General features: G+C 67.1%; 21 protein-coding genes and 1 pseudogene. 14 read left to right on the forward strand and 8 right to left on the reverse strand.

Translation table 11 applies throughout. The features are described 5' to 3' along the window. Positions 1-28: 28 nt before the first annotated feature. From AB0M48_RS41485 to AB0M48_RS41495, 3 genes are all read left to right on the forward strand, one after another. The gene (locus AB0M48_RS41485; protein ID WP_363853537.1) at positions 29-1216 is read left to right on the forward strand and encodes a serine hydrolase domain-containing protein; all 1188 of its coding nucleotides are present in this window, start codon (positions 29-31) and stop codon (positions 1214-1216) included. A gap of 229 nt (positions 1217-1445) precedes the next feature. Beyond that, positions 1446-1787 carry a hypothetical protein gene (locus AB0M48_RS41490; protein ID WP_363853539.1) on the forward strand — a complete coding sequence of 114 codons (342 nt, stop codon included), beginning with the start codon at positions 1446-1448 and terminating at the stop codon, positions 1785-1787. Positions 1788-1872: 85 nt separating this feature from the next. Next, positions 1873-2073 (forward strand): hypothetical protein, encoded by a 201-nt coding sequence (locus AB0M48_RS41495; protein ID WP_363853542.1) that lies wholly within the window; start codon positions 1873-1875, stop codon positions 2071-2073. A gap of 140 nt (positions 2074-2213) precedes the next feature. On the opposite strand, the gene AB0M48_RS41500 is transcribed toward AB0M48_RS41495, so the two are convergent. Together AB0M48_RS41500 and AB0M48_RS41505 are read right to left on the reverse strand one after the other, a co-directional pair. Further along, positions 2214-2837: a GNAT family N-acetyltransferase gene (locus AB0M48_RS41500; RefSeq protein WP_363853597.1), complete on the reverse strand. Its 624-nt coding sequence runs from the start codon at positions 2835-2837 to the stop codon at positions 2214-2216. Between the two features lie 127 nt (positions 2838-2964). After that, the gene (locus AB0M48_RS41505) at positions 2965-3918 is read right to left on the reverse strand and encodes a zinc-binding dehydrogenase (RefSeq protein ID WP_363853544.1); all 954 of its coding nucleotides are present in this window, start codon (positions 3916-3918) and stop codon (positions 2965-2967) included. A 127-nt stretch (positions 3919-4045) separates the two neighbouring features. Between AB0M48_RS41505 and AB0M48_RS41510 the strand changes: the two genes are divergently transcribed. Beyond that, positions 4046-5029: an AraC family transcriptional regulator gene (locus AB0M48_RS41510; protein WP_363853546.1), complete on the forward strand. Its 984-nt coding sequence runs from the start codon at positions 4046-4048 to the stop codon at positions 5027-5029. On the opposite strand, the gene AB0M48_RS41515 is transcribed toward AB0M48_RS41510, so the two are convergent. After that, positions 5022-5705, reverse strand: a complete 684-nt coding sequence (locus tag AB0M48_RS41515; protein ID WP_363853549.1) for a TetR/AcrR family transcriptional regulator — start codon at positions 5703-5705, stop codon at positions 5022-5024. The genes AB0M48_RS41510 and AB0M48_RS41515 overlap by 8 nt on opposite strands. A 95-nt stretch (positions 5706-5800) precedes the next feature. Between AB0M48_RS41515 and AB0M48_RS41520 the strand changes: the two genes are divergently transcribed. The 7 genes and pseudogenes from AB0M48_RS41520 (at position 5801) to AB0M48_RS41550 (ending at position 13495) form a co-directional block, all read left to right on the forward strand. Beyond that, positions 5801-6733: a zinc-binding dehydrogenase gene (locus AB0M48_RS41520; protein WP_363853552.1), complete on the forward strand. Its 933-nt coding sequence runs from the start codon at positions 5801-5803 to the stop codon at positions 6731-6733. A gap of 13 nt (positions 6734-6746) precedes the next feature. Beyond that, positions 6747-7232 (forward strand): annotated as a pseudogene (locus AB0M48_RS41525) (IS701 family transposase); the annotation flags it as partial. 448 nt (positions 7233-7680) lie between these two features. Then, on the forward strand, positions 7681-7884 hold the full coding sequence (locus AB0M48_RS41530) for a hypothetical protein (RefSeq protein ID WP_363853556.1): 204 nt from the start codon (positions 7681-7683) through the stop codon (positions 7882-7884). Positions 7885-8376: 492 nt separating this feature from the next. Then, positions 8377-9531 (forward strand): helix-turn-helix domain-containing protein, encoded by a 1155-nt coding sequence (locus AB0M48_RS41535; protein ID WP_363853558.1) that lies wholly within the window; start codon positions 8377-8379, stop codon positions 9529-9531. A gap of 105 nt (positions 9532-9636) precedes the next feature. Next, the gene (locus AB0M48_RS41540; RefSeq protein WP_363853561.1) at positions 9637-9996 is read left to right on the forward strand and encodes a beta/gamma crystallin domain-containing protein; all 360 of its coding nucleotides are present in this window, start codon (positions 9637-9639) and stop codon (positions 9994-9996) included. A 595-nt stretch (positions 9997-10591) separates the two neighbouring features. Further along, positions 10592-11425 (forward strand): trimeric intracellular cation channel family protein, encoded by an 834-nt coding sequence (locus AB0M48_RS41545; RefSeq protein WP_363853564.1) that lies wholly within the window; start codon positions 10592-10594, stop codon positions 11423-11425. A gap of 837 nt (positions 11426-12262) precedes the next feature. Next, entirely contained in the window at positions 12263-13495 is a 1233-nt protein-coding gene (locus AB0M48_RS41550; protein WP_363853599.1) for an ABC transporter substrate-binding protein, read from the forward strand. Between the two features lie 78 nt (positions 13496-13573). Here AB0M48_RS41550 and AB0M48_RS41555 read toward each other — a convergent pair whose 3' ends face one another. Beyond that, positions 13574-14599: an NADP-dependent oxidoreductase gene (locus tag AB0M48_RS41555; RefSeq protein WP_363853566.1), complete on the reverse strand. Its 1026-nt coding sequence runs from the start codon at positions 14597-14599 to the stop codon at positions 13574-13576. Between the two features lies 1 nt (position 14600). Continuing rightward, positions 14601-15416 (reverse strand): oxidoreductase, encoded by an 816-nt coding sequence (locus AB0M48_RS41560; RefSeq protein WP_363853569.1) that lies wholly within the window; start codon positions 15414-15416, stop codon positions 14601-14603. 120 nt (positions 15417-15536) lie between these two features. On the opposite strand from AB0M48_RS41560, the gene AB0M48_RS41565 reads away from it, so the two are divergent. Then, the gene (locus AB0M48_RS41565) at positions 15537-16109 is read left to right on the forward strand and encodes a TetR/AcrR family transcriptional regulator (protein ID WP_363853571.1); all 573 of its coding nucleotides are present in this window, start codon (positions 15537-15539) and stop codon (positions 16107-16109) included. Here AB0M48_RS41565 and AB0M48_RS41570 read toward each other — a convergent pair. Further along, the gene (locus tag AB0M48_RS41570) at positions 16106-16588 is read right to left on the reverse strand and encodes a MarR family winged helix-turn-helix transcriptional regulator (protein WP_363853574.1); all 483 of its coding nucleotides are present in this window, start codon (positions 16586-16588) and stop codon (positions 16106-16108) included. The genes AB0M48_RS41565 and AB0M48_RS41570 overlap by 4 nt on opposite strands. A 64-nt stretch (positions 16589-16652) precedes the next feature. Here AB0M48_RS41570 and AB0M48_RS41575 point away from each other — a divergent pair, with 64 nt between their 5' ends. Together AB0M48_RS41575 and AB0M48_RS41580 are read left to right on the forward strand one after the other, a co-directional pair. Beyond that, positions 16653-18047 (forward strand): LLM class flavin-dependent oxidoreductase, encoded by a 1395-nt coding sequence (locus AB0M48_RS41575; RefSeq protein ID WP_363853577.1) that lies wholly within the window; start codon positions 16653-16655, stop codon positions 18045-18047. Between the two features lie 56 nt (positions 18048-18103). Continuing rightward, positions 18104-18577 carry a hypothetical protein gene (locus AB0M48_RS41580; protein ID WP_363853580.1) on the forward strand — a complete coding sequence of 158 codons (474 nt, stop codon included), beginning with the start codon at positions 18104-18106 and terminating at the stop codon, positions 18575-18577. On the opposite strand, the gene AB0M48_RS41585 is transcribed toward AB0M48_RS41580, so the two are convergent. Both AB0M48_RS41585 and AB0M48_RS41590 read right to left on the reverse strand, forming a co-directional pair. Continuing rightward, positions 18574-20661, reverse strand: a complete 2088-nt coding sequence (locus tag AB0M48_RS41585) for a M6 family metalloprotease domain-containing protein (RefSeq protein ID WP_363853583.1) — start codon at positions 20659-20661, stop codon at positions 18574-18576. The genes AB0M48_RS41580 and AB0M48_RS41585 overlap by 4 nt on opposite strands. 64 nt (positions 20662-20725) lie before the next feature. Beyond that, positions 20726-21346: a hypothetical protein gene (locus tag AB0M48_RS41590; protein ID WP_363853586.1), complete on the reverse strand. Its 621-nt coding sequence runs from the start codon at positions 21344-21346 to the stop codon at positions 20726-20728. Positions 21347-21547 lie beyond the last annotated feature (201 nt).

A 21547-nucleotide genomic window follows, 5' to 3' on the forward strand; every position in this document is an offset into this window, starting at 1 on the left:
TCGTACGACTGAAAACAGCCCGGCCCCCGTGCGCCGGCGTCGTGGTGTGTTCGCCGCGGCGATGGCGGCGGTAGCGGTCGCCGGACTCACGCTGACGGACGTGGCTTCGGCGGGCGCGTTGGACAACAGGTCGAGGCCGGTTCAGGACAAGACGCTGCAGGCGGACATGGACGCGCTGGTCAGTGACGGGTCGCTGCCCGGCATGCTGATGTCGGTGCGGGACCGGAACGGGCGGGTGACGAACTACACCGCCGGGGTGGGTGACATCCGGACGAAGTCGAAGGTGCCGACGGACGGTTACGTGCGGATCGCCAGCAACACGAAGATGTTCGTCGCCGTGGCGATCCTGCAGTTGGCCGACGAGGGCAAGCTCGCACTGGACGACACGGTGGAGAAGTTCCTTCCAGGCGTGGTGCGGGGCACCGGCGACGGTGCGGCGGTCGACGGCCGGAACATCACCATCAGGCAGCTGCTGAACCACACCAGCGGGATGTCTTCCACGGTCCCCGCGCTGTCCAAGGGAATCCTGCCGATCAAGGACCGGTACTTCGACGCCAGGGAGCTGCTGGACGCGGCGTTGACGCAGGCGCCGACCTTCGTTCCTGGGCAGAACCGGGTGTGGTCGTACAGCAACAACGGTTACATCCTGCTGGGTCTGGTGGCGCAAAAGGTGGCGGGACGGCCACTCGCCGAGGTCATCACGGAACGGATCATCAATCGGATCGGGCTCAAGGAGACCTACTACCCCGGTCCGGGCGACCGCGACATCCGTACCCCGCACCCCCAGGGCTACCTGGGGTCCGTGGACGACCAGGGCAAGCCGATCGCCGGCAAGTTGACCGACATCACCCGATTCGACCCGTCGGTCGCCGGGGCGGCGGGACAGATGATCGCCACCCCGAGCGACATCAACAAGTTCCTGGTCGCTTTGCAGGACGGTCGGCTGATCAAGCCCAGCCGGCTGGCGGAGATGCGTCAGACGGTGGAGGCGCCCACCCCTGTCGCTAGTTGGCAGCGCTACGGCCTGGGCACCTTCGAGATGAAGCTCAGCTGCGGGATCACCGCGTACGGTCACGGCGGCGACGCCGACGGTTTCCAGACCCGCGCCGCGATCACCCCCGATGGCCGGGCGGTCACCCTCGCCGGGACGAACGACGAAGTCAAGCTGTTCGAAGTCATCGACTTCTTCGACAAGGCCCTGTGCGCCACGAAGTAGCAGCCGTCGTTCTTGAACACGCTCACCGGCCGATGCGATGGAAGAATCACCGCACCGGCCGGTGAGTTATGTCGAAACGACGCACCGCCTGCGCGCGTCAGTCCCACCCGGACAGCGGGTGCGTGCCGCTTCGGGAAGATCGCGTGCCGATCTCAGACGCACTGAGAATGTCGTGCACCAAGGGAAAGGCCAATCAGTGCCCGAGCCGCAAGAGACCCACCTCGCCCTGATGGCCACACAACTGTTGCAGCAGACCGACGAACTTGTGACAGCGCAGTTGCGGGTGGCCGATGCGATCGGCTCGTATCGCGTGGCTCTCCTGTCAGAGATCCGGCCATCCGCGCACCGCAACGTCTTGCGCGTGGTCGCCGCTTCGCGCGGTGAGGACCACCTGCCTGCCGAAGTGGCGGCAGACGAGCGAGAAACCGGACGGCGCCGGACGTTGCAGGGCATACCCAGCGCGGATGTCCTGACCGCCTATCGGAGTCGCATCACATTGCTGCGCGACCAGTTCCTCCGGGTCGCTCAGGCCGAGGCGACCCTACAACCACTACAGCAACGAATTCCTTGACGGTTACCGGGAAGCCGAGCTCGACCTCACCCGTTGTGCGGAGCAGCAGCAGACGATCCTGCTCGCCCGCTTGCTGGAAGGCGCGATGACGACGGCTCAGATGGTCGCGGCGAGGGTCGGGTTCGGGCTCGCCTCAGACAAGCACTACTGGGTCCTGCGGGCACGATCCGACGGCATCGATCCGCTCGCGCTCAGCCTCCAGCTGAAACGCGCGGCCGGTGCACAGGACACAGCCCTGGTCAGCGCCTACGGCGGTGATGTAGCGGCTGCAGGTGGTTCTTGGTAGCGCAGGCCGTACCTTTCGCTCCGCGGCGGCCGGCCGGTTTGACGAGCACGGATGCCGTCGACGCAGCGGCGGGCACCGTGTGCTGGTGCGCCCGCACAATCCCGGCAGTCATTTCAGGCGCTGTTCGCCGTCAACGGCGGTCAGCTGGAGCCGGGCGCCGCCGGGCGTGGGCTGTAGGGCACAGAGCCGGATCCCTCTCCGCGCACAGCGTCGTCCGGCCCGGATGCGAGCGGGCGGACGCGGGAGAACATCTCCACGTCGGCCCGACGCCCACCCATGACCTGCCAGCTGCGCAGCAGCCCTTCCCGAACGAACCCCGCGCTCAGCGCCACTCGCCTCGACGGTTCGTTCCACGGCTCGACGCACAGCTCGACGCGCCAGCTGCCGAGCCGGTTCAGCGCCCAGTCGGCGAGCCCGGCCACGGCCTCGCGGGCGACGCCCAGGCCTCGCGCTGACGGCAGAACCCAGTAGCCGAGCCCGACCCTACCGAGGTCGATATCACGCAGGCGGAGGCTGATATGTCCCACGACTGTGCCGGTAGCCCGGTCCGCGATGGCTCGTGGCACCGTGACGCCGCCGGTCGACAGCTCCGTCATCCGGCGGAGGAAGGCATGTCCCGCTTCGGTCGTGTATGTGGCCGGAACCGTCGTGATCGATGTGATGTAGGGGTCTGCCGCGGCCTGCGCCAGCACACCGAGGTCGCTCTCCCGCCACGGTCGCAGCACGAACCGTTCGGTCGCCACCTCAACGGTCGCCCAGTTCACAGTCTGCAACGCGCCTTCTCCCTCAATGCCTCGCAACGGCGACATCCGGCCGCGTGGTGGTGCCCGGAAGCTCTGCGTCGTCGTTCTGGTCCGTGCCCGTTGTTCGAGTGCTGATCTCCGCGTCGGTTCAGGGAACGAGCACGATCTTGCCGAAGGCGGCACCGGACTCGAGCTTGTCATGTGCCTGCGCCGCGGCTGCGAGAGGGAACGTTTCATCGATCGGACTGACGACGGTTTTGCCGGCGACGAGCTCCAGAAGCTTTTCCATGCGCGCGCGGAGCTCTGCACGGCTGATCGAGGAGAGGCTGAGCATGAGCAGGGTCGGGGATGCCGTGAACCGGCCGAGCAAGGTCGAGCCGAAGTCGGGTGTGGGGAAACCCGCCACTCCTCCGCACAGCACGTACCGGCCGTTGGGAGCCAGCTTCTCCAGGAAGCGATCGAACTCCGGGCCGCCGACCGGGTCGATGACGATGTCGTATTCCTCGTACGCTTGGGCATCGGCAAGACGGTTGACGACTGTCGACGTCCCCAGTGCTGTCAGCCGTTCACCGCGAAGAGCGGAGCTGGTCACCGCCGTCACGGCGGCCCCGAGGTGGACGCCCAGCAGGGTCGCCATGAGCCCCACTCCACCACCGGCACCACGGACCAAAACCTTGTCTGCTTTGCGCACCTGGGCGCGTTCGAGTGACGTCAGAGCGGTCAACGCGTTGAACCCGAGCGCGACCGCTTCCGCTGCACCGACCTGGTCGGGAAGAGCGACGACATCCTCGACGTTTGCCGTGACCAGCTCGGCATAGCCACCACCGGTCTGGTCCAGCATCGCGTGGACGCGGCGGCCGACCCACGCGTCGTCGACGTCCTCACCGGTGCCGACGACGACACCGGCCACCTCGATGCCCGGCACGAAACCCGGAGAGAAGGAGCCACCGAACTCACCTCGACGGGACATGACGTCGACGTGTCCCACACCGGCCGCCTCGACTTCGACCAGCACCTCTCCCGGTCGCGGCCGGGGATCGGGGAGGTCGGCCAGGACGAGGTTCTCCGCGCCTCCGAATGCCTTCAGCACAACAGCCTTCATGATCGGTGTTTCTCCTCGGTGGGGGCCGCGTCCGAGTGGATCGCAATATCACTGTATGAGGCCTTGATCAGCACATGCCATGCGCAAATGTGCCGTATTCATGCGCGATTGTGCCTACACTTCGGGCGTGGACGTGTTCAGCGATGTGATCGGCAGCATCCGGGCCGGACGTCCGGCGTTCTGTCGCACTTCCGGCAGCGGCGCCTGGGGGCGGAGCTTCGACGGCTTCACCGGTGCGGGCTTCCACGTGCTGCTCCGTGGTGCGTGCTGGCTTCTGCTGCCTGGTCGGACGCCGTTGGCGCTCAGCCCGGGCGACGTGGTGCTCCTGCCGCACGGCACTCGGCACGGGTTGAGCGAGCGACCGGATCGGCCACTGGCCGATCTGCCGAGGGAGGAAAGCCTCCCCCCAGGAGCCAATCTGCGAACGGAAGTGCCGGTCGAACCCGCGGAGGCGCACGCGGACATGGTGTGCGGCGCTTACGAGTTGCAGCTCCGGCCGCTGCACCCGTTCTTGCGGGCGCTGCCGGACGTCGTCCACGTGCCTGCGCGGGCCGGCCGGCACCCGGCGCTACGCGCGGCGGTCGACCTTCTGGCCGCCGATGTGGTGGACGCACTCCCCGGTGCTGACGCGGTGGTGCCCGCGCTCATCGACCTGGTGGTGATCTACACGCTCCGCGCGTGGTTGCAGGAGGAGTCCGAGCGCACAGCCAGTACCGGCTGGTGGGCCGCGCTGGCTGATCCCGCGATCGCTGAGGCACTTCAGCACATGCACCGGGAACTCAGTCGCAAGTGGACGGTTCAGGAGCTGGGTGAGGCAGTTGGCCTTTCCCGAACCGCGTTCACCCGGAGGTTCACCTCCATGGTCGGACAGCCCCCGCTGATCTACCTGACGAACTGGAGGCTGGGCAGGGCCGCCCAGCTGTTGCGGGAAACCGATGATCCCCTCGCCCTCATTGCGCGTCAGGTCGGCTACAGGTCCGAGTTCGCCTTCGCCAACGCCTTTCGCAGAGCGTTCGGCGTGCCCCCTGGACGGTTCCGGCGCGCTGAGCTAGCCGTCGGCCGTGGCAGTGAGAGCCGTCGGAACGCCGGCACCACCGCATCCGTCAGGTAGATCCTCCGACCTGCGCTCGGTTGGCCGGTGCGGCAGCGGTGAGGGTGAGGCTGCCGGGGATCGCCGCGAAGGCCGCGAGCGTGTCGGTGGCGAGGTGCTCGGCGGTGGGGTCCCGTGGCCGGTCCGCCCAGGTCTCCAGCCCGAGGTGGAACGCGGCGACGAGGACGTCCAGCGCGAGGCGGGGACGCAGGTCGTGCGGGGCGAGCCCGAACCTGCGGTGCAGGACGTCGAGGGCGGCGCGGACGGTGACGCCGCAGAAGTACAGGCAGTGCGCCTCGATCGCCGGAGTCCTGCCCGCCAGCCGTGTGCAGGACAGCAGCCGATGTGCCCACTCACCGGTGTCCATGGTCCGCATCGCGGCGAGCACGGCGTCTTGCAGCACCTGCAGGATCGAGCATTCCGCGGCCACCGGCCGGGATTCCAGCTCGTCGATGAACGCTCTCCACATGTCCTCATAGGGCGCCATCGCCACTTCCTCTTTACTGGCGAAGGTGCGGAAGAACGTGCGCTTGGACACCTCCACCCGGTCGCACAGCTCGTCCAGCGTCACGCTGTCGAAATCACGTTGTGTGAACAGGCGCAGCGCGGTGTCGACGAGCGCCTCGCGTGTGCGCTGCTTCTTGCGCTCCCGCAGCGTCGGCCGCGGGACGGAAGACGGCGCGGAATCGGTGGCCATGCGGCGATCTTACCTCGGTGCCATACGCCGCTTGAAAGCAAACGCCACTCAGTGGCAGAGTGCCGAGGGAACGATCATCGACCTGGGAGGCACCCATGCAGGCCCTGCTCCTCGACCACTCCGCACCCGGCAACCTCCGGCTCGGCTCAGTTCCCGACCCGGAGCCGGCCGCCGACGAGGCTGTCGTCCGTGTGATCGCCAGCTCCGTCAACCCCGGTGACCTGTACCTAGACGCCGCTCCGGAGGGCAGCGTGCCCGGTTACGACGCCGCCGGGGTCATCGTGCGGGCGGCTGCGGACGGCTCGGGTCCGGCTGTCGGCACACCGGTGGTCACGCTCGGCTTCGCCGGCGGGTGGGCCGAACTCCGCGCGGTCCGGACCGGTTGGATCGGCGTCGCCCCGGCCGGCGCCGACCTCGCCGCCGTCAGCACGGTTCCGGTGGCGGGCACCAGTGCGCTGCGCGCGCTGCACAGGCTCGGCCCGATTCTCGGCCGCCGGGTTCTCGTGACCGGCGCCACCGGTGCGGTGGGCCGATACGCCGTGCAACTGTCCCGGCTCGGCGGCGCGTACGTCGTGGCCTCCACCGGCGACCCGGACGCCAACGGTGACCAGCTGCGGGCGCTGGGCGCGGACGAGGTGGTCCGCGAGCCAGGAGACCTCGACGATCCAGTGGCCGGCGTCATCGACGTGGTCGGCGGTGAACACATGGTGCAGGCGTACGAGAAGCTGGCCGAAGACGGCGTGCTGGTGTCGGTCGGGCACATGAGTGGCGGAGGGGAGCACTTCCCCGCCCTCGCCTTCTCCGGTCACGACGGCCGGAACAACCGCAGCATCACCTCCTTCTTCCTGGGCGCCCACGCCGAACTGTCCACGGACCTGTCCTGGCTGGCCGCGCGGGTAGCGGACGGCACCCTGAACCCAGGCATCTCCCGGCGCGAGGACTGGAAGAACGCGGGCGCAGCTATTCAGGCGCTCGCCGAAGGTCGCAACCGCGGCAAGCTGATCCTCGACATCGGCCAGCACGCTTAGTACTGCAACGGCACTGCATGATCGGATCGGTGGCCGGTTCGTCAGGCCGGAGCCGCAGTCTCGGGTGCGGGAGTATGTGCTTGGTCTGACCGCGGGGTTGGAGCGCAAGAACGGCTGGACGTCGGCCGGGCGGGCCGGTGAGGTCTCGGCGGTCGGGATGCAGCGGTTGTTGCGGCGGGTGGACTGGGACGTCGACGGTGTCCGTGACGATCTGCGGCACTATGTCGCGGAGAGTCTGGGTGCCCCGGACGGGGTGTTGATCGTCGACGACACCGGATTTCTGAAGAAGGGCGATCGCTCGGCGGGGGTGCAACGGCAGTACTCGGGCACCGCCGGTCGCACGGAGAGCTGTCAGGTGGGCGTGTTCCTGGCCTACACCTCGGTGCGCGGCCACGCGTTGATCGATCGTGAGCTCTACCTGCCGAAGTCCTGGACCTCCGATCGGGACCGGTGCCGGGCGGCCGGCGTTCCCGGCGAGCTGGAGTTCGCCACCAAGCCGCAGCAGTTCGACAGCGATGAAGCTTTGCTGAACGCCTAAGTCGAGCACTTCGGTATCGCACGAGATCGGGTGCCCTCTGCGCCAACACACTCTCGGCCGATCCGAGCGCCGCGATGGTCCAAGACGGCAGGCTCATATCAGGTGCGTGATTGCACCGTCGACAATGCTGACCACTCCTGGTGGCTACCAGCCATGGCGCCCGCTCCCGAGCGAGCCGAGCAGCTCTGCTTCGAGCTCGTCCTGCGCCGGACGCGCGCGCCGAGAGACACGTCATCCGCACCGGCCTCGACCTGACCGGTTCAGTCCGAATGCGGCTTCACAAACGCTTCCCCGGTATCGGAAGCGGAACCATCGCACCAGGTCACGGGGTCGAGTACAGCCTGCACTACCTGACAGCCGGAAGCCTGCGGTATGGCCGACGCTGGCGTGCACAACTAACTTTCTTGTCATGAACAAGGAACTGAACTCCTCGCCCACCCGCACCCGAGCGCTGCTCGCGGTGCTCCTGGTCAGCAGCATCGTGGCCAACGTCGCCACTCAAGCCTTCGGCCTGAGTTCCTACATCAGTGCCGTTTTCGGGATGATCGCCGTCGCCAGCGGTATCGCACTTTTCTCCAGCTACCGCAAGAACCGCGAGGATTCGCGGAACTGAAGCGTGCGCGCGCGACAACTCATGGTCGCTGCGGAGCAGTGAGGTACTTGCGCCGAGGGCAATCCGAGTGACCGCGCCCTGCTGTACAAGGTGACCTGGATGTTGCTGGCCGTCCTATCGGTACTGCTCCGCAGTGAGGCAGCGAGCGACCATACGGCACTTCACCTCACTCAATAAGAGGCTGCGGAGTCGGCGCCAGCAGGTGATGCCGCAGGCCAGAGAAGGCTTCGTGAATGTCGTCACGGATCTCCCAGCGGAGCTCCGTAGGCAACGGAACCAGTGCAGCAGCGCGAAAGCCTGCTCGACCACCCAGTGGTACACGCCCAGCCCGGAGCCGTGTTCGCTGCCGCGCCGTGCGGGACCAGCCCGTTGACGCCTTGGCGTGCAACAGCTTGCGGTACGGGTCGTGGTTGTAGCCGCGGTCGGCATACAGCTCCTCGAGTAGGTCTCAGGCACATGAACATGTTGTGCACCAACAAGAGAGGCTAGACAGTGCTCGAGCGGATCGAGGCCCAGCTTGCTTTGACGGCAACACAGATGTTGAAGCAGGCTGACGAGTTGGTGGCCGCGCAATTGCGAGTGATCAATGCGATCGGCTCGTATCGCGTGGTTCCCCCGGCGGAGCTCCGTCCGTCCGCGCACCGGAATGTCATCCGCGTGGTCTGTGCTCTCCGTGGTGGGGACCACGTGTCGGCCGCCTTGGAGGTGGACGAGCGAGAAACCGGGCGGCGCCGGGCTTTGCAGGCCATACCCAGTGCGGATGTCCTGACCGCCTATCGGAGTTGTATAGCGTTGCTGCGCGACGAGTTCCTCCGGATCACTCAGGCCGAGGCGACCCCTGCCGACGCCGTGCTACTCGGCACACAGCGGATCTGGCAGCTTGGCGACCAGTACAGCAACGAGTTCCTCGACGGTTACCGCACGGCCGAGCTGGACCTCAACCGTCGCGCGGAGCAGCAGCAGACGATTCTACTCGTCCGCTTGCTGGAGGGCACGATGACGATGGACCAGATGGTCGCGGCGGGGGTCGGATTCGGACTCGGACTGGACAAGCTCTACTGGGTCCTGCGGGCACGATCCGACGGCATCGATCCGTTCGCGCTCAGCCTCCAGCTGAAACGCGCGGCCGGTGCACAGGACACGGCCCTGGTCGGCATCTACGGCGGTGATGTAGCGGCCGTGTTTTCCCGGCCCATCACCGGCGAACTGACCGACGGCGTCACGGTCGGACTAACCGGCCCGATCGGGCTGTCAGAGTTGCACGCTGGATTCGCGGAAGCCACACAACTGCTCGAGGTCGCCACCAGGTTCGGCCACCGCGGAATCGTGAACCACAGTCGCATGGCACTGCGGCTGGCGGTCGCGAAAGAGCCGGAGCTCGGAAGACAGCTTCACGCCCGGTACATCGAACCGGTCGAGGTCGAGAGTGCCATGGGCGAGGCTTTGCTCGCGAGCGTCGAAACGTATCTGGCCTGCCGGCGGTCAATCCCTGAGGCTGCGGCCGCTCTATCCGTCCACGTCAACACATTGCGGTACAGGTTGGAGCGGTTCGCGACACTGACAGGAGCGGACCTCCAAGACATGGACACCATGTTCGAGATTTGGTGGGCCCTCCAGTATCGAACCTTGTGCGAATCTACAATTTGACGTCGGTCATCTCGTAATACCACACGTGGCTTTTCTGTCAGGTCGATTGCTATGGTTCCATTGTCGTTTTTCAGCAGGTTTTTACTCATCCCACGGAGGATTCAGTTGGCTCGAAAAGGCGCAAAGCTGGCGGCGACCGTGCTGGCCACCGCTGCGATCACGGCCGCAATTCCTGTAGGCAGCGCATCGGCTATCGTCCAGGCCAAGTGTGACAGAAGCGATTTCCTGAAGATCACGTATCACGTGTCCAACGGCAAGAACATCGACATGTGCTTCGCGCACGCCGGGACCTTCGACAATCTCCCGGAGGATTCTTGGATCGTCAAGATCCAGACCGGCAACAACCGCGTGCAGTGGTTGGGTGACAACCGGTGGCAGCCGGCAGCGCCGATCGGCAAGTGGACCACGTTCACCTGGCCGAACCACCCTGGCGGCGTGCGCCTGGCCGGGATCCGGATCGTCTAAGGGACACGATCCGGCTGCCGGACGTGAGCGGTGGTGAAATCGTCCATTCGGCGCGCCTCCTTGTCGAGGCAGACACAGTCATCGCCTCGAGGCACCACAGCAGCGATGCGGTGGGGCTCACGAGGGGTGACGAGCGAAGTCCGCGTGACCACTCCGCATTCGACGGGAAGCAAACTGAAGGCGGAACGAGCCCTTTAGTGCATCAGGTTCGGCACACGGCGCCTTCATCCCCCTGGCGGCGTACTCCGCGAGGCAGGTCGAGATTCTTCTCGACCTGCCTCGCGAGTTCGACTCAAGTGATGATCAGCCGGACGGCCGCGTTCGCGCATCTCGCTATGGCGCAGCGGTGTCCGCGACGCTGATCCACTGCCGTCAAGTCCCGGTGGGTGGCAAAAAGGTTGCTGGGCCATGCGGAGAACCTTGCCCGAGGGGGCATTTTTAGGTGGCCAGTGCCCCTTCCCGCAGAGGGCTGCTCGTAGGACTGCGCACTGTGGCCACACTGTTGGCGCATGGCGAGATCGTCGTCGGATCCTTCACCTGCTTTCGGTAACTCCCGCATTCTCGGACGTCTTGGGGTCGAGCTGTGTTCGTGGTCATGGAAGTTTTGGGCATCTTGGCTTTCGCGCTCGCGGGCGCCATGGATGCTGCACGGTCGCGTCTGGACCTGTTCGGGATCGGCACGGCAGCGGTCCTCACCGCGATCGGCGGTGGCGTGCTGAGGGACGTCCTCCTCGGGGTCGAGCCACCGATCGGGTTGCTGACCGCGTGGTACTTCGTGGCCAGCTTGGTGATAGCGGCGATTGTGGTCCTCTGGTACCCGCGGCTGTGGCGGTTCGACATGCCCGTGCAGTTCTGCGACGCGATCGGACTGGCCATGTTCGCCATCACCGGCGCGACGAGGGCGATGGAGCACGGTACGCCGGTCTACGTGGCCGGCATCATCGGCATGATCAACGCTGTCGGTGGTGGCCTGATGCGCGAGGTACTGGTCATGAGGGTGCCGACGGTGCTGCACAAGGAGATCTACGCGTTGCCCGCGTTCGGTGGTGGGATCCTCGTAGGACTCGGGATCACCCTGCATCTGTCCCCCGAGGTCGTGGCGGTCGTGACTGTGCTGATGGTGGTCGTCGTGCGGATGTTGGCGGTGGTCCGGAAATGGAACCTCCCGACGGCGCGGATTCCCCAGACCCGGAGCTCGCCTCCACGCGAACTGCGGCCTGATCCAGTTCCGTCGGGACTGGCCTTGCACAGACAGGAGGATGTCGAACGCACGCTCGAAATGTTTCCTGTCCTGTCCGGTAGGCAGGTCATCGGCCAACGAACGGCGCAGCATCCGCACGGCAAGCGGGTCGCCCTGGGCGCGATGCCTCAAGCCCAGCCTCGTCGGACCGGCCGCCCGTATGACGGGCGACCGAGGATGACCAGGTGATATGGAGTTTCCGCAGGCCAACGATGGTGGAGCTCCTGGCGTCCATGCGACCCCGAAGATGCTGAGCACGCAGGGAGCCTTGCGTCGAAACTCACCGCAGCCCGAACATCGTCAGACCCGTTCGCGCGGCGAGAGTTGGGGGTTCTCCACGTCAGAATGGAGCGCCTCAAAGAGCGCGTCAGCCTCGGTCAGACGATTACACATCTGCTCGTCGAACTCGTCTCGGACAATCTTGACCAGCTGACGGGCAGGGGCGGCGCCGATCCGCAACCGCGCCCGCAGGTTCTCAGCAGAGATCGGCTTCTGGTGGGACCAACCTCCGCCCAACCAATCAGCAGCAGGGGGCCAACAGCATCGAACGCCGCCTTCCCGTACTCGCCGGCGACGATCGGGTCTGCAACACAACCGGCAGCAATCGACGGAACAGCGACCTTGATCGCGTGCGGCGCACCTGTGTGTGCAGCCCTGCCGGGGGCACCAAAGACCAAGGCGATTCGTGTTCGCGGACAGCGCGAACCGGGTCGCCTTCGGTCCTTTTCGACGACCGGTCCTGGTTTCGATCTGGGAGCGCTCCCAGATACGTGAAGCATTTTCGCGCCCTCGCGACTGCTCGACGGAACAGGCCAAAGCCCGCGTATTGCTCGGTGTTTTCTTCTTCTCTGCAACCGTTCGAGCACGCAGAGTGCGCCTTGATTGAAGGCGCTTGACACCTCCGCCCGACGACTTCAGACTCCCCAATCCTGGGAGCGCTCCCAGTCGCTGTCGCCGTCAGAGGAGCTTCACGTGCGTCCGAGCCGCTGGATCAACGTGGTGATCTGCGCCGTCGTGTCCGCCGCCATCACTTCGTGTGGCACAGGTGGGGTGGCGAGCCGGACCGCTGACGGCAAGACCGAGCTGACCGTTGCCACGTTCAACGAGTTCGGTTACGAGGAGCTGTTCAAGGCGTACGAGGCCGAGCACCCGAACGTCAAGATCACCCATCGCAAGACGGGTCAGGGCGCTCCGCACCACCAGAACCTCTTCACCAAGCTGGGCGCGGGGGCGGGACTCGCCGACGTCGAGGCGGTCGAAGAGGGGTATCTGAGCCAGGTCATGGGCAAGTCCGACCAGTTCCACGACCTGCTGGAGATCGGTCCGAAGAAGGTGACCCCGGACCGCTGGCTGAAGTGGAAGGCCGACGCCGCGACCACCAAGGACCGCAGGTTGATCGGCTACGGCACGGACATCGGCCCCCTGGCCATGTGCTACCGCAAGGACCTCTTCGCCCAGGCCGGTCTGCCCTCCCACCCCGACGAGGTCAAGCGGCTCTTCGCCACGTGGGACAGCTACTTCGCGGCGGGCGACAGGTTCGTCGCCAAGGTTGCCGGCGTGGCCTGGTTCGACAGCGCGGCACAGATCTTCAACGCCATGCACAACCAGCACGACGTCGGCTACTTCGACAGGTCCGACAAGCTGGTCGTCGAGTCGAACCCGGACATCAGGAGCGACTGGACCGCCGTCACGAACGCCGTGGCGAAGGGGCAGTCGGGGAAGCTGGCCGCGTTCAGCAACGAGTGGAACACCGGCTTCAAACTCGGCAGGTTCGCCACGACGGTCTGCCCGTCGTGGATGCTCGGCGTCATCGAGGCTCAGGCGGGACCGGAGAACGCCGGCAAGTGGGCCGTCACCGACGCGTTCCCCAACGGCGGCGGCAACTGGGGTGGCTCGTACCTGACCGTGCCGAAGCAGAGCAAGAACGCGGCCGAGGCGGCGGAGCTCGCGGCCTGGCTGACCGCTCCGGAACAGCAGGTCAAGGCGTTCCAGGCGAAGGGCACGTTCCCCAGCCAGATCGACGCCCTGGAGAACAGGGCACTGCTGGAGCACGTCAACACCTACTTCGACAACGTGAAGGCGGGCGCGCTGTTCGCCGCACAGGTGCAGAAGGTCAAGGCGGCGCAGTACAAGGGGCCTGCCGACGGGCAGATCCAGGAGAACGTGTTCGGCCCGGCCCTGCAGTCCGTCGAACAGGGCAAGCGCGCGGACGACGCCTGGAACACGGCGGTCGCGGAGGCGAAGAAAGCCGCCAAGTGACGGCACCGTAGTCGGCGGTGGGCGAACGTGGTCCGCCGATGTCCACGGTTCGGGTCGGTGCGTCTTCGTAAGCGGTGATCAGGGTCGTGACTCCTCCTCGGACGAGTTCCTGGCCTTCACGACGACCTTGCCCTTGGCGCGTCCTGTTTGGACGTACGCCAGGGCTTCGTTGGTCGCCTCGAAGGGGAAGATCCGGTCGACGACCGGCTGGATGATCTCGGCGTCGATGAGCGAGGTGATCTCGCCCAGCTGCTGCCCGTTCGCCCGCATGAAGAGGAACGAGTAGCCGACCTGGCGGCGTCGGGCGGCTTTCCTGACCCGGTGGCTCAGGACCCGCATCACCGGCCGCAGGATCCAGGGCTTGCCGAGTTCCCTGGCGAAGGCGGGGTCCGGCGGGCCGGAGATCGAGACGAGCTTTCCGCCGGACTTCAGCACGCGCAGAGACTTCATGAGCGTCTCGTCGTCCAGGCTGTTCAGCACCACGTCGTAGTCGCGCAGGACGGTCTCGAAGTCGTCCTTGCGGTAGTCGATCACGACATCGGCGCCGAGCCGCTCGACCAGGTCCACGTTGGCCGTGCTCGTCGTCGTGGCCACGGTGGCGCCCAGGTGTTTCGCCAGCTGGATCGCGAACGTCCCGACGCCGCCGGCGCCGGCCTGGATGAAGACCTTCTGCCCCTTCCGCAGGTCCGCGATCTCGACCAGCGCCTGCCAGGCGGTCAGGCCGACCAGGGGGACGGAGGCCGCTTCCTCCATCGTGAGCCGCTTCGGCTTCAGCGCCAGGTCGTCCTCGCTGAGGGAGATGAGTTCCGCGAAGGTGCCGATTCGAGCCTTGTCCGGCCGCGCGTAGACCTCGTCGCCGGGCTGGAACCTCCGCACTCCGGCGCCGACCCGGACTACGACACCGGCGACATCGTTGCCCAGGACGAACGGCGGGCGGTAGGGAAGGACGAGCTTGAACTCCCCGTCCCTGATCTTGAGGTCCAGGGCGTTGACGCCCGCGGCGTGGACCTGGACCAGCACGTCGTGCTGTCCCACCTGCGGCTCGGGTACCTCACCCGCCCGAAGGCCGCTCTTCCCGTAGCGGTCGACGATGAACGCGCGCACGTCAGCCCACCATCCGGTTGAGCTTGCGGACGCCGCGGTCGAAGGCCCACGCGGGGGCGACACGACGAAGCACGCTGACGCGCGCAGCGGTCGAACCCGCGGTGTAGCGCCGCTTCGGCTTCTGGTCGGTGGCCGCCGTGGCGATGACCGCGGCGACGAGAGCGGGATCGTCGCCGCCTCGCATCGCCTCCGCCATGACGTCGTCGTAGACGCGGCGCCGGTGCGCGTAGACCGGCAGCGGGCTGTCCGCCTGCACCATGTTGGCGTCGAACGGGCTGTTGGTGGGGCCGGGCTGGACGAGCGCGACGTGAACACCGTGTTCGCGGACCTCGTGGTCCAGGGATTCGGAGTACCCCTCGACCGCGTGCTTGGTCGCGACGTAGACGGCCATGAACGGGTTGGGGACGAATCCGGCCACGGACGAGACGTTGATGATCCGTCCGCTGCCGCGAGCGCGCATGTGCGGCAGGACGGCCCTCGTCATGCGCATGAGGCCGAAGACGTTGACGTCGAAGACCGTCTGCGCCTGAGCCGCGGAGATCTCCTCCGCGGCGCCGTTGGCGCCGACTCCGGCGTTGTTCACCAGGACGTCGAGGCGCCCGAACCGTTCGAGCACCTGCTCCACGACGGCGGCGACCGACTCGTCGCTGGTGACGTCGAGGTCCAGGAACGTCACGCCGTCGCCAGAAGTGATCCTCGAGGTGTTGCGACTCGTGCCGATCACGCGGAAGCCGGCGTTCGCCAGCGCGAGCGTGGCCGCCTTGCCGATGCCTGAGGACGCGCCCGTCACGAGCGCCACCTGCGGTGTTGCTGTCATCGTGAGCTCCAACGTTTTGTATTATGACCGTACGACCATAAGGTGAGACACGAGTCCAGGGCAAGAGATGCGGCAAAATTAGATTATGGTCGTACTAACATCGAGGCGGCGGAGGAGCACGTGGCGCGGTACGGCAAGGAGCACAAGCTGGCGACGAGGCAGCGGATCATCGAGACTGCGGGCCGCCGGTTCAAGCGCAGCGGGATCGACGGCTCCGGCGTCGCCACGCTCATGGGAGACGCGGGACTGACCAACGGCGCCTTCTACGCGCACTTCGAGTCCAAAGAGGACCTGGTCGCCACCGCGGTCTCGGACCAGCTCCGCGAGCAGCGCGAGCAACTCGCGGCCGTCGCACCCGGCCGCGCCGGAGTGGAGCAGATCGTCCGCGCGTACCTCTCCCCCGAGCACCGCGACAACCCGGAGGAGGGCTGCCCGTCCGCGGCCCTGCTCGACGAGATCGGCCGGTGCGGCGAGCCGACGAGGCAGGTCTACACCGACAGCGTGCTCGCGATCATGGACGACTTCGCCGCGCGCCTGGCGCCGGAAGATCCGGAGTCGGCTCGCACCACGGTTCTCAGCGTCTACGCCCTGATGGTCGGCACGTTGCAGCTGTCCCGCGCCTTGACCGACCGGGGGCTCGCCGACGACCTGCTGGAGCAGGGCATCCGCAACGCGCTGGCGCTGCTCGATTAAGGCGTGCTCGCCGCGATGTCCTGCACGGCCTGACAGGCGCTCGGCACCGGATCCAGCTCGTTGACGTGCCCGGCCAGCCGGCGGAGCAGCGCCTTGAACGTCTCCCGGTCCCCCGCGGACAGGCCGGACAGCACATGCGCTTCGGCGTGCGACAGCCGGAGGTCCAGCTCCTCCAGCCGGGCGCGGCCCACGTCGGTCGCCACGACCAGGCGGGTGCGGCGGTCGGTGGGGGCCGGGCGGCGTTCGACCAGCGACGCTCGTTCCAGGTCGTCCAGCAGGTAGGTCATGACCGTCCGGTCTATGCCGAGTTGCTGGCAGAGCGCGGACTGGCTCTCTGGCTGGTCACGGGTGGCGGCGGTGAGGATCTGGTAGCCGCGGTGGCCTCCGGGCAGGTCGCCGACGGCCTGGTTCGTCGCCTTGACGAAGGCGCGGAACACCACGCCGAGGGTCCAGCCGAAGTCGTCCTCTAGCGCGGTCACCCCGCCAATGATAGCCGGGACAGAACGTCTGTCGAGCAGAACGTCTGCGTGGCATACTTTCGGCATGACAGATTACGGCCACCCACTCGAGTTCGGGGTGTTCCTGCCTCCCGGCGCCGAGCAGTTCAGTGACACGTTGCGGTTCGCGCAGGCCGCTGACGTGCTCGGACTGGACCTCGTCAGCATCCAGGACCACCCGTACAACGCGGCGAACCTCGACACGTGGACGTCGTTGTCGGTCATCGCCGCGTCCACCACCAACGTCCGTGTGTTCCCCAACGTCGCGAACCTGCCTCTTCGGCCGCCGGCTGTTCTTGCGCGCGCGGCGGCGAGTCTTGACGTCATCAGCGGTGGGCGCGTTGAGCTCGGGCTTGGTGCGGGCGCGTTCTGGGACGCCATCGCCGCCATGGACGGGCCGCACCGCACGCCTGCCGAGTCGGTCGAGGCACTCGAAGAGGCCATCGCGGTGATCAGAGCACTGTGGACACCTGGTCGCGGGATTCGATTGCACGGCAACCACTATTCGCTCAACGGGGCGCGGCCTGGGCCGTTTCCCGCGCACGACATAGGCATCTGGCTCGGCGCCTACAAGAAGCGGATGCTCCGGCTCACCGGTCAGAAAGCCGACGGTTGGCTGCCGTCGAGTCCATATGCGCCGCCACAACAACTCAAAGCGATGAACGCCATCATCGACGAGGCGGCACACGGAGCCGGACGCGAACCCAAGGACATCCGCCGGATCTACAACATCGGAACCGAGTTCACCGCCGAACAACTCGCTGAACTGGCGCTGGACGACGGCATGAGCGGATTCATCCTGATGGTCAACACCGACGACGAGCTGCGCACGTTCGCAGAGGAGGTCGCACCGGCCGTGCGCGGGATGGTGCAGAAGGAACGCAGCCCGAAACTCCTGTGGGACGAGTCGACGCGCCCAAAAGGCCCGGCGCCTGAAGCGGACGCCGTCTACACCGCTTCGGGCAGGGCGATGGGCCGTCAGCTGATCGGGGTCCACAACCACCTGCGCGAGGAACTGACGAAGGTCCGTTCGATCATCAAGCAGGCCGTGGACGGCACGATCGGCGTGGGCGAGGCGCGGTCCGAGATCAACACGATGACCATGCGCCAGAACAACTGGACGATGGGCGCGTACTGCGAGAGCTACTGCCGGCTCGTCACCATCCACCACACGCTCGAGGACACCAGCCTCTACCCGCAGCTCAGAGAGGGCGACGCCCGGCTCGGGCCCGTCCTCGACCGGCTGACCGAGGAGCACCACGTCATCCACGAGGTGCTCGAACGACTCGACGCCGCCCTGGTGGCCACGGTCGCGGAGCCGCGGAAGATCGTCCAGGTGCAGGAAGCGGCCGACCTGCTCACGGAGACGCTGCTCTCGCATCTGTCCTATGAGGAGCACGAACTCGTCGAGCCGATGGCCCGCATCCCGTACCACCACTGAGTGCACTTGGGCGTGTGCGGCACCACGGCACCGCCGGCTGCCAACAGACTGAATTCGTGGACACCAGGAAGCGAGTCGATCCCGTCCGGCGCGGTCGCACCATCCTGGGGGCGTCGTTGCTGCTCACAGCCGCCGCCGCGGGGACGAGAGCCGCTGTCGGGTTCAGCTGCGCGGCCGAGCTGGAGTCCGCGATCCGCGCGGACGACGGCCTCGACGTCACGATCGCGCTGCACACCGGACTGACCTACGCGTGGCTCGCGTTCGCGGTACTGACCGCGGCAGCCGCGGTGCCGCTGCTGCTCACCGGCTCGGGCCGGGCGTTCGCGGCCGGCGTCTGCTACGCGCTCGGCATGCCGTTGCTGCTGTTCAGCATCGGCGTGGTCGCCCCGATCCCGACGGTCCAGACGCTGACATGGCTGGCGTGCGGCACAGCTCTGCTGACGGGGTGCTTCGTGATGCTGACGTCAGGACCGGTGCCGCAGCGGGAAGCTCCGAGCCGGCGTGGACCGGCCCGGAGCCGTCGCCGCTAGCGGCCGGTCACCGTGCAGGTCGCGGTCGCGGACCTGCCGGGGTTGCTCTCCGACACGGCCGTCAAGGTCACCTTGGACATGAGCGGCCCACCGTTGCGCTGGGCGTGCACCGGAACGTCGACCCGCCCGCCGAACTTGGCCGTGGCCAGCGCGTTCGGCACCGAGACAGTCCAGCCGTCCGCGGCCTTCGCGGTCACGCGGTAGACGTCACCGTCGAGGTACTGGTCGGCGGGCTCCGGGTGCTGGCCACCGGGGGGTGCCGTGCGGCCGGTGTTGGTCAGCGGGAAGCGGCACGTCGCCACGCCCGACGAGTCGGCACGAGCGGCGGTCGGGTTGACCCGCACGCCGCGCTGCTGCGGTCCGGCGCCGTCGAGCGACCGGATCGCCACCGTGTAGGACAGCACGCCACGGGAGTCGCGTTGCAGGTCCAGCACGTAGAAGTGCAGGCGGTTGGCCGTGTCGACGAACTCGAACTCGCTGCCGGAGTTCGTGCCCGCGTGGAACAGCGCGTCGGAGAGCTGGCGGTAGTCGCCGATCGTGATCGGGACCTTCGTGCCGTCGGGCAGGACGTAGTCGGTCATGCCGATGTCCTGCGGGTTCGCGTCGATCACCCACGTGAACGGTGCGGCGTCGACGTTCTTGGTCTTGGCGAGCATCACGCCGGAGTCCGGGGTGAACGAGTCGGCGCCCATCCGGTCCACGACTTCGAGCGTGTAGTTGTTGTAACCGCCGCCGTCGCAGAACGGGTTGGTGGAGACGTTGCAGGAGGGGGACTTGTCGCCGGTGCCCAGCGCGAGGTTGATGCCGGTCAGCCCGGTGGCGCCGGGGTCGACCTCGCGGGCGGTGATCTTCGCGATGACCGTGCCGGAACCGGCCAGGGCCTCGCGGGACAACCGCAGGACGTTCTTCTCGTCCACGATGCCGAGCTTGATCTTGTTGCGCAGGGTCTGTTGCGCGCCGAGAGAGCCGCCGCCCGTCGCCGGGATCGTCCAGCGGGAGTGCGGGCCGCCGGGACCGTTGAACGAACCGCGCGACAGCATGTCCCACGGGCCGCTGTAGTCACGGCGCGGCGGGCTGCCGTACGGGTTGTTGTAGTTGTCGCCGATGCCGAGGATGTGGCTCAGCTCGTGCGCGTACACGCCCTGACCGGAGCTCTCGGCCTGGGTGGACGAGCCGCCGCCCGCGTTGGGCCAGATCGACGAGCCCGCCGCCCACGAGGTCCAGTCCACGTAACGGGTGCTCGACCAGTTCGGCAGCGCGGGGTCCGGCGGGCCGAAGTCGTCGGTCACGTCCTCCTTGGTCCGGAACTTCATCATCCCGAACTCCTGCCAGGTGCCGGACTCGTCCTGGCCCGCCGACAGGTAGTAGATGAAGTCGTAGCCCGCCGGCACCTCCGCACCGACGTCGGCCACCCACGCGGCACGGCCGTCGGTGCGGATGTTGCGGTTGCAGGAATCGCCCGCGGGACAACCGGTTCCGCCCTGGAACTCCATGGCGTACTCGTGGTCCTTGCCCGGCATGGTGTACGGGCCGAACGCCTTCAGGTCGACGCCGTAGCGCCCGCCGGAGGTCTCCATCCAGTACTCGTGCACGGTGTGGCCGCGGTTGAGGTTGTTCGGCTTGTTCAGGAAGTCCTCGTAGAACTGCCCGACCTGAGCGCGCGGCACATTGCTGGCCTCGGCGCTCGGGTTGCCGAACACCGTGGAGTTCTTGGCCTGCGTGACGACGAACGGCTGGTTCGGGTAGTCCAGCAGGACCAGCGCGCCCTTGAAGGTGCGCACCGAACCCTTGACCGACGGGTCGGCCCAGTTCGTACCGGGAATCTTCCTGTAGTCCCGTTCCCACGTCATGTGGTCGGGGTTGACCCAGTTCTGCGGGTCGATCGGGCCAGGAAAACCGGCCTGCGCGAGCACGCGGGCGGAGTCCCCGGACTGCTGCCACGGCTGTTGTTGCGGCCAGTGGTTGTATTGCCAGTGGTTCGACGGTTGTTCCGGCGGAGCCGCGGCCGAGTTGCCGGCGGTGAACATCGCGATCGAGAGGAGCGCGGTGATCAGCAGGGCAGGGCGCCGGTGTGTGCGTTCCATGTCCTCACCGTGGTGCAGACCGGCCCGTCCCAGCCACCCTTCGATCGTCTGCTGGTCAACGGATCTAGGGCACGAGCGCCCAGGCCTGCTGCGCGCTGGCCTTGCAGAAGGCGAGCCACCGGCTCTGCGTGGTGATCACGCCGTCGGAGCCGGCCCGGACGAGGGCGGCCGAGGAGTCGCGCTGCGACTGCGGGCCCCAGTCGCCGTCGATGCCGGTGGAGTAGCCCCAGACGTACTGGCAGGCGGCCTGGACGAAGTAGGTCTGGGTCGCCGAGCCGGTGGTGAAGCTGGAGTCGCCGCTGCCCGAGATCGCGTTGTCGACGTGGGCGTGGTTGTGGTGCTCGGCGGTGATGAGCATGCGCGCGAGGTCGAACGCCCTGCCCTCACCGTGCATGCCGGGCTTGTCCACGTACGCGCCGTACGAGTAGATCTTGTGCGGCGCGGTCCAGTGGTACGGCGTCCAGTTGCGCCAGTGCACGTGCCAGGCCTCCAGGCGGGAGTAGAAGCCGGGTTCGTAGCGGAACGACGTCGCGGCGCCGTTCACCTCGTAGAAGGTCGGCTGCGAGTTGATCTCGCTCTGGGTGACGAGGGCCGCCGCGGAGGCGTTCCCGGTGCCGAGCAGTACCGCCGCTGAGCCCGCGACACCCGCGGCGAGAACGCTCCGGCGAGACATCGATCCGTTCATGCCCGGCAGTCTTTCGCCGGGCATGAAGGCGATCCCTAGGGCGTGTCCCGTCAGTCTCGTCCGCGATAGTCGCGGCCGAGGGCCCCGGAGACGGCACCGCCGCAACGCCCGAATACGCCCGGTATGAGGGCATTGCGGCGGCACCGCCTCCGGGACTCTCGACCGTGACTCTCATCGAACGGACTTACGGGACACGCCCTA

The organism is Lentzea sp. NPDC051208 (assembly GCF_040682435.1).
Classification (GTDB): domain Bacteria; phylum Actinomycetota; class Actinomycetes; order Mycobacteriales; family Pseudonocardiaceae; genus Lentzea; species Lentzea kristufekii.

What these genes read in the sequence shown, in the direction of transcription:
- AB0M48_RS41490 (WP_363853539.1), top strand. Translation starts at nt 1,446, where the DNA reads ATGGCCACACAACTGTTGCAGCAGACCGACGAACTTGTGACAGCGCAG.
- AB0M48_RS41495 (WP_363853542.1), top strand. Translation starts at nt 1,873, where the DNA reads ATGACGACGGCTCAGATGGTCGCGGCGAGGGTCGGGTTCGGGCTCGCC.
- AB0M48_RS41505 (WP_363853544.1), bottom strand. Translation starts at nt 3,918, where the DNA reads ATGAAGGCTGTTGTGCTGAAGGCATTCGGAGGCGCGGAGAACCTCGTC.
- AB0M48_RS41515 (WP_363853549.1), bottom strand. Translation starts at nt 5,705, where the DNA reads ATGGCCACCGATTCCGCGCCGTCTTCCGTCCCGCGGCCGACGCTGCGG.
- AB0M48_RS41520 (WP_363853552.1), top strand. Translation starts at nt 5,801, where the DNA reads ATGCAGGCCCTGCTCCTCGACCACTCCGCACCCGGCAACCTCCGGCTC.
- AB0M48_RS41530 (WP_363853556.1), top strand. Translation starts at nt 7,681, where the DNA reads ATGAACAAGGAACTGAACTCCTCGCCCACCCGCACCCGAGCGCTGCTC.
- AB0M48_RS41545 (WP_363853564.1), top strand. Translation starts at nt 10,592, where the DNA reads ATGGAAGTTTTGGGCATCTTGGCTTTCGCGCTCGCGGGCGCCATGGAT.
- AB0M48_RS41560 (WP_363853569.1), bottom strand. Translation starts at nt 15,416, where the DNA reads ATGACAGCAACACCGCAGGTGGCGCTCGTGACGGGCGCGTCCTCAGGC.
- AB0M48_RS41575 (WP_363853577.1), top strand. Translation starts at nt 16,653, where the DNA reads ATGACAGATTACGGCCACCCACTCGAGTTCGGGGTGTTCCTGCCTCCC.
- AB0M48_RS41585 (WP_363853583.1), bottom strand. Translation starts at nt 20,661, where the DNA reads ATGGAACGCACACACCGGCGCCCTGCCCTGCTGATCACCGCGCTCCTC.
- AB0M48_RS41590 (WP_363853586.1), bottom strand. Translation starts at nt 21,346, where the DNA reads ATGAACGGATCGATGTCTCGCCGGAGCGTTCTCGCCGCGGGTGTCGCG.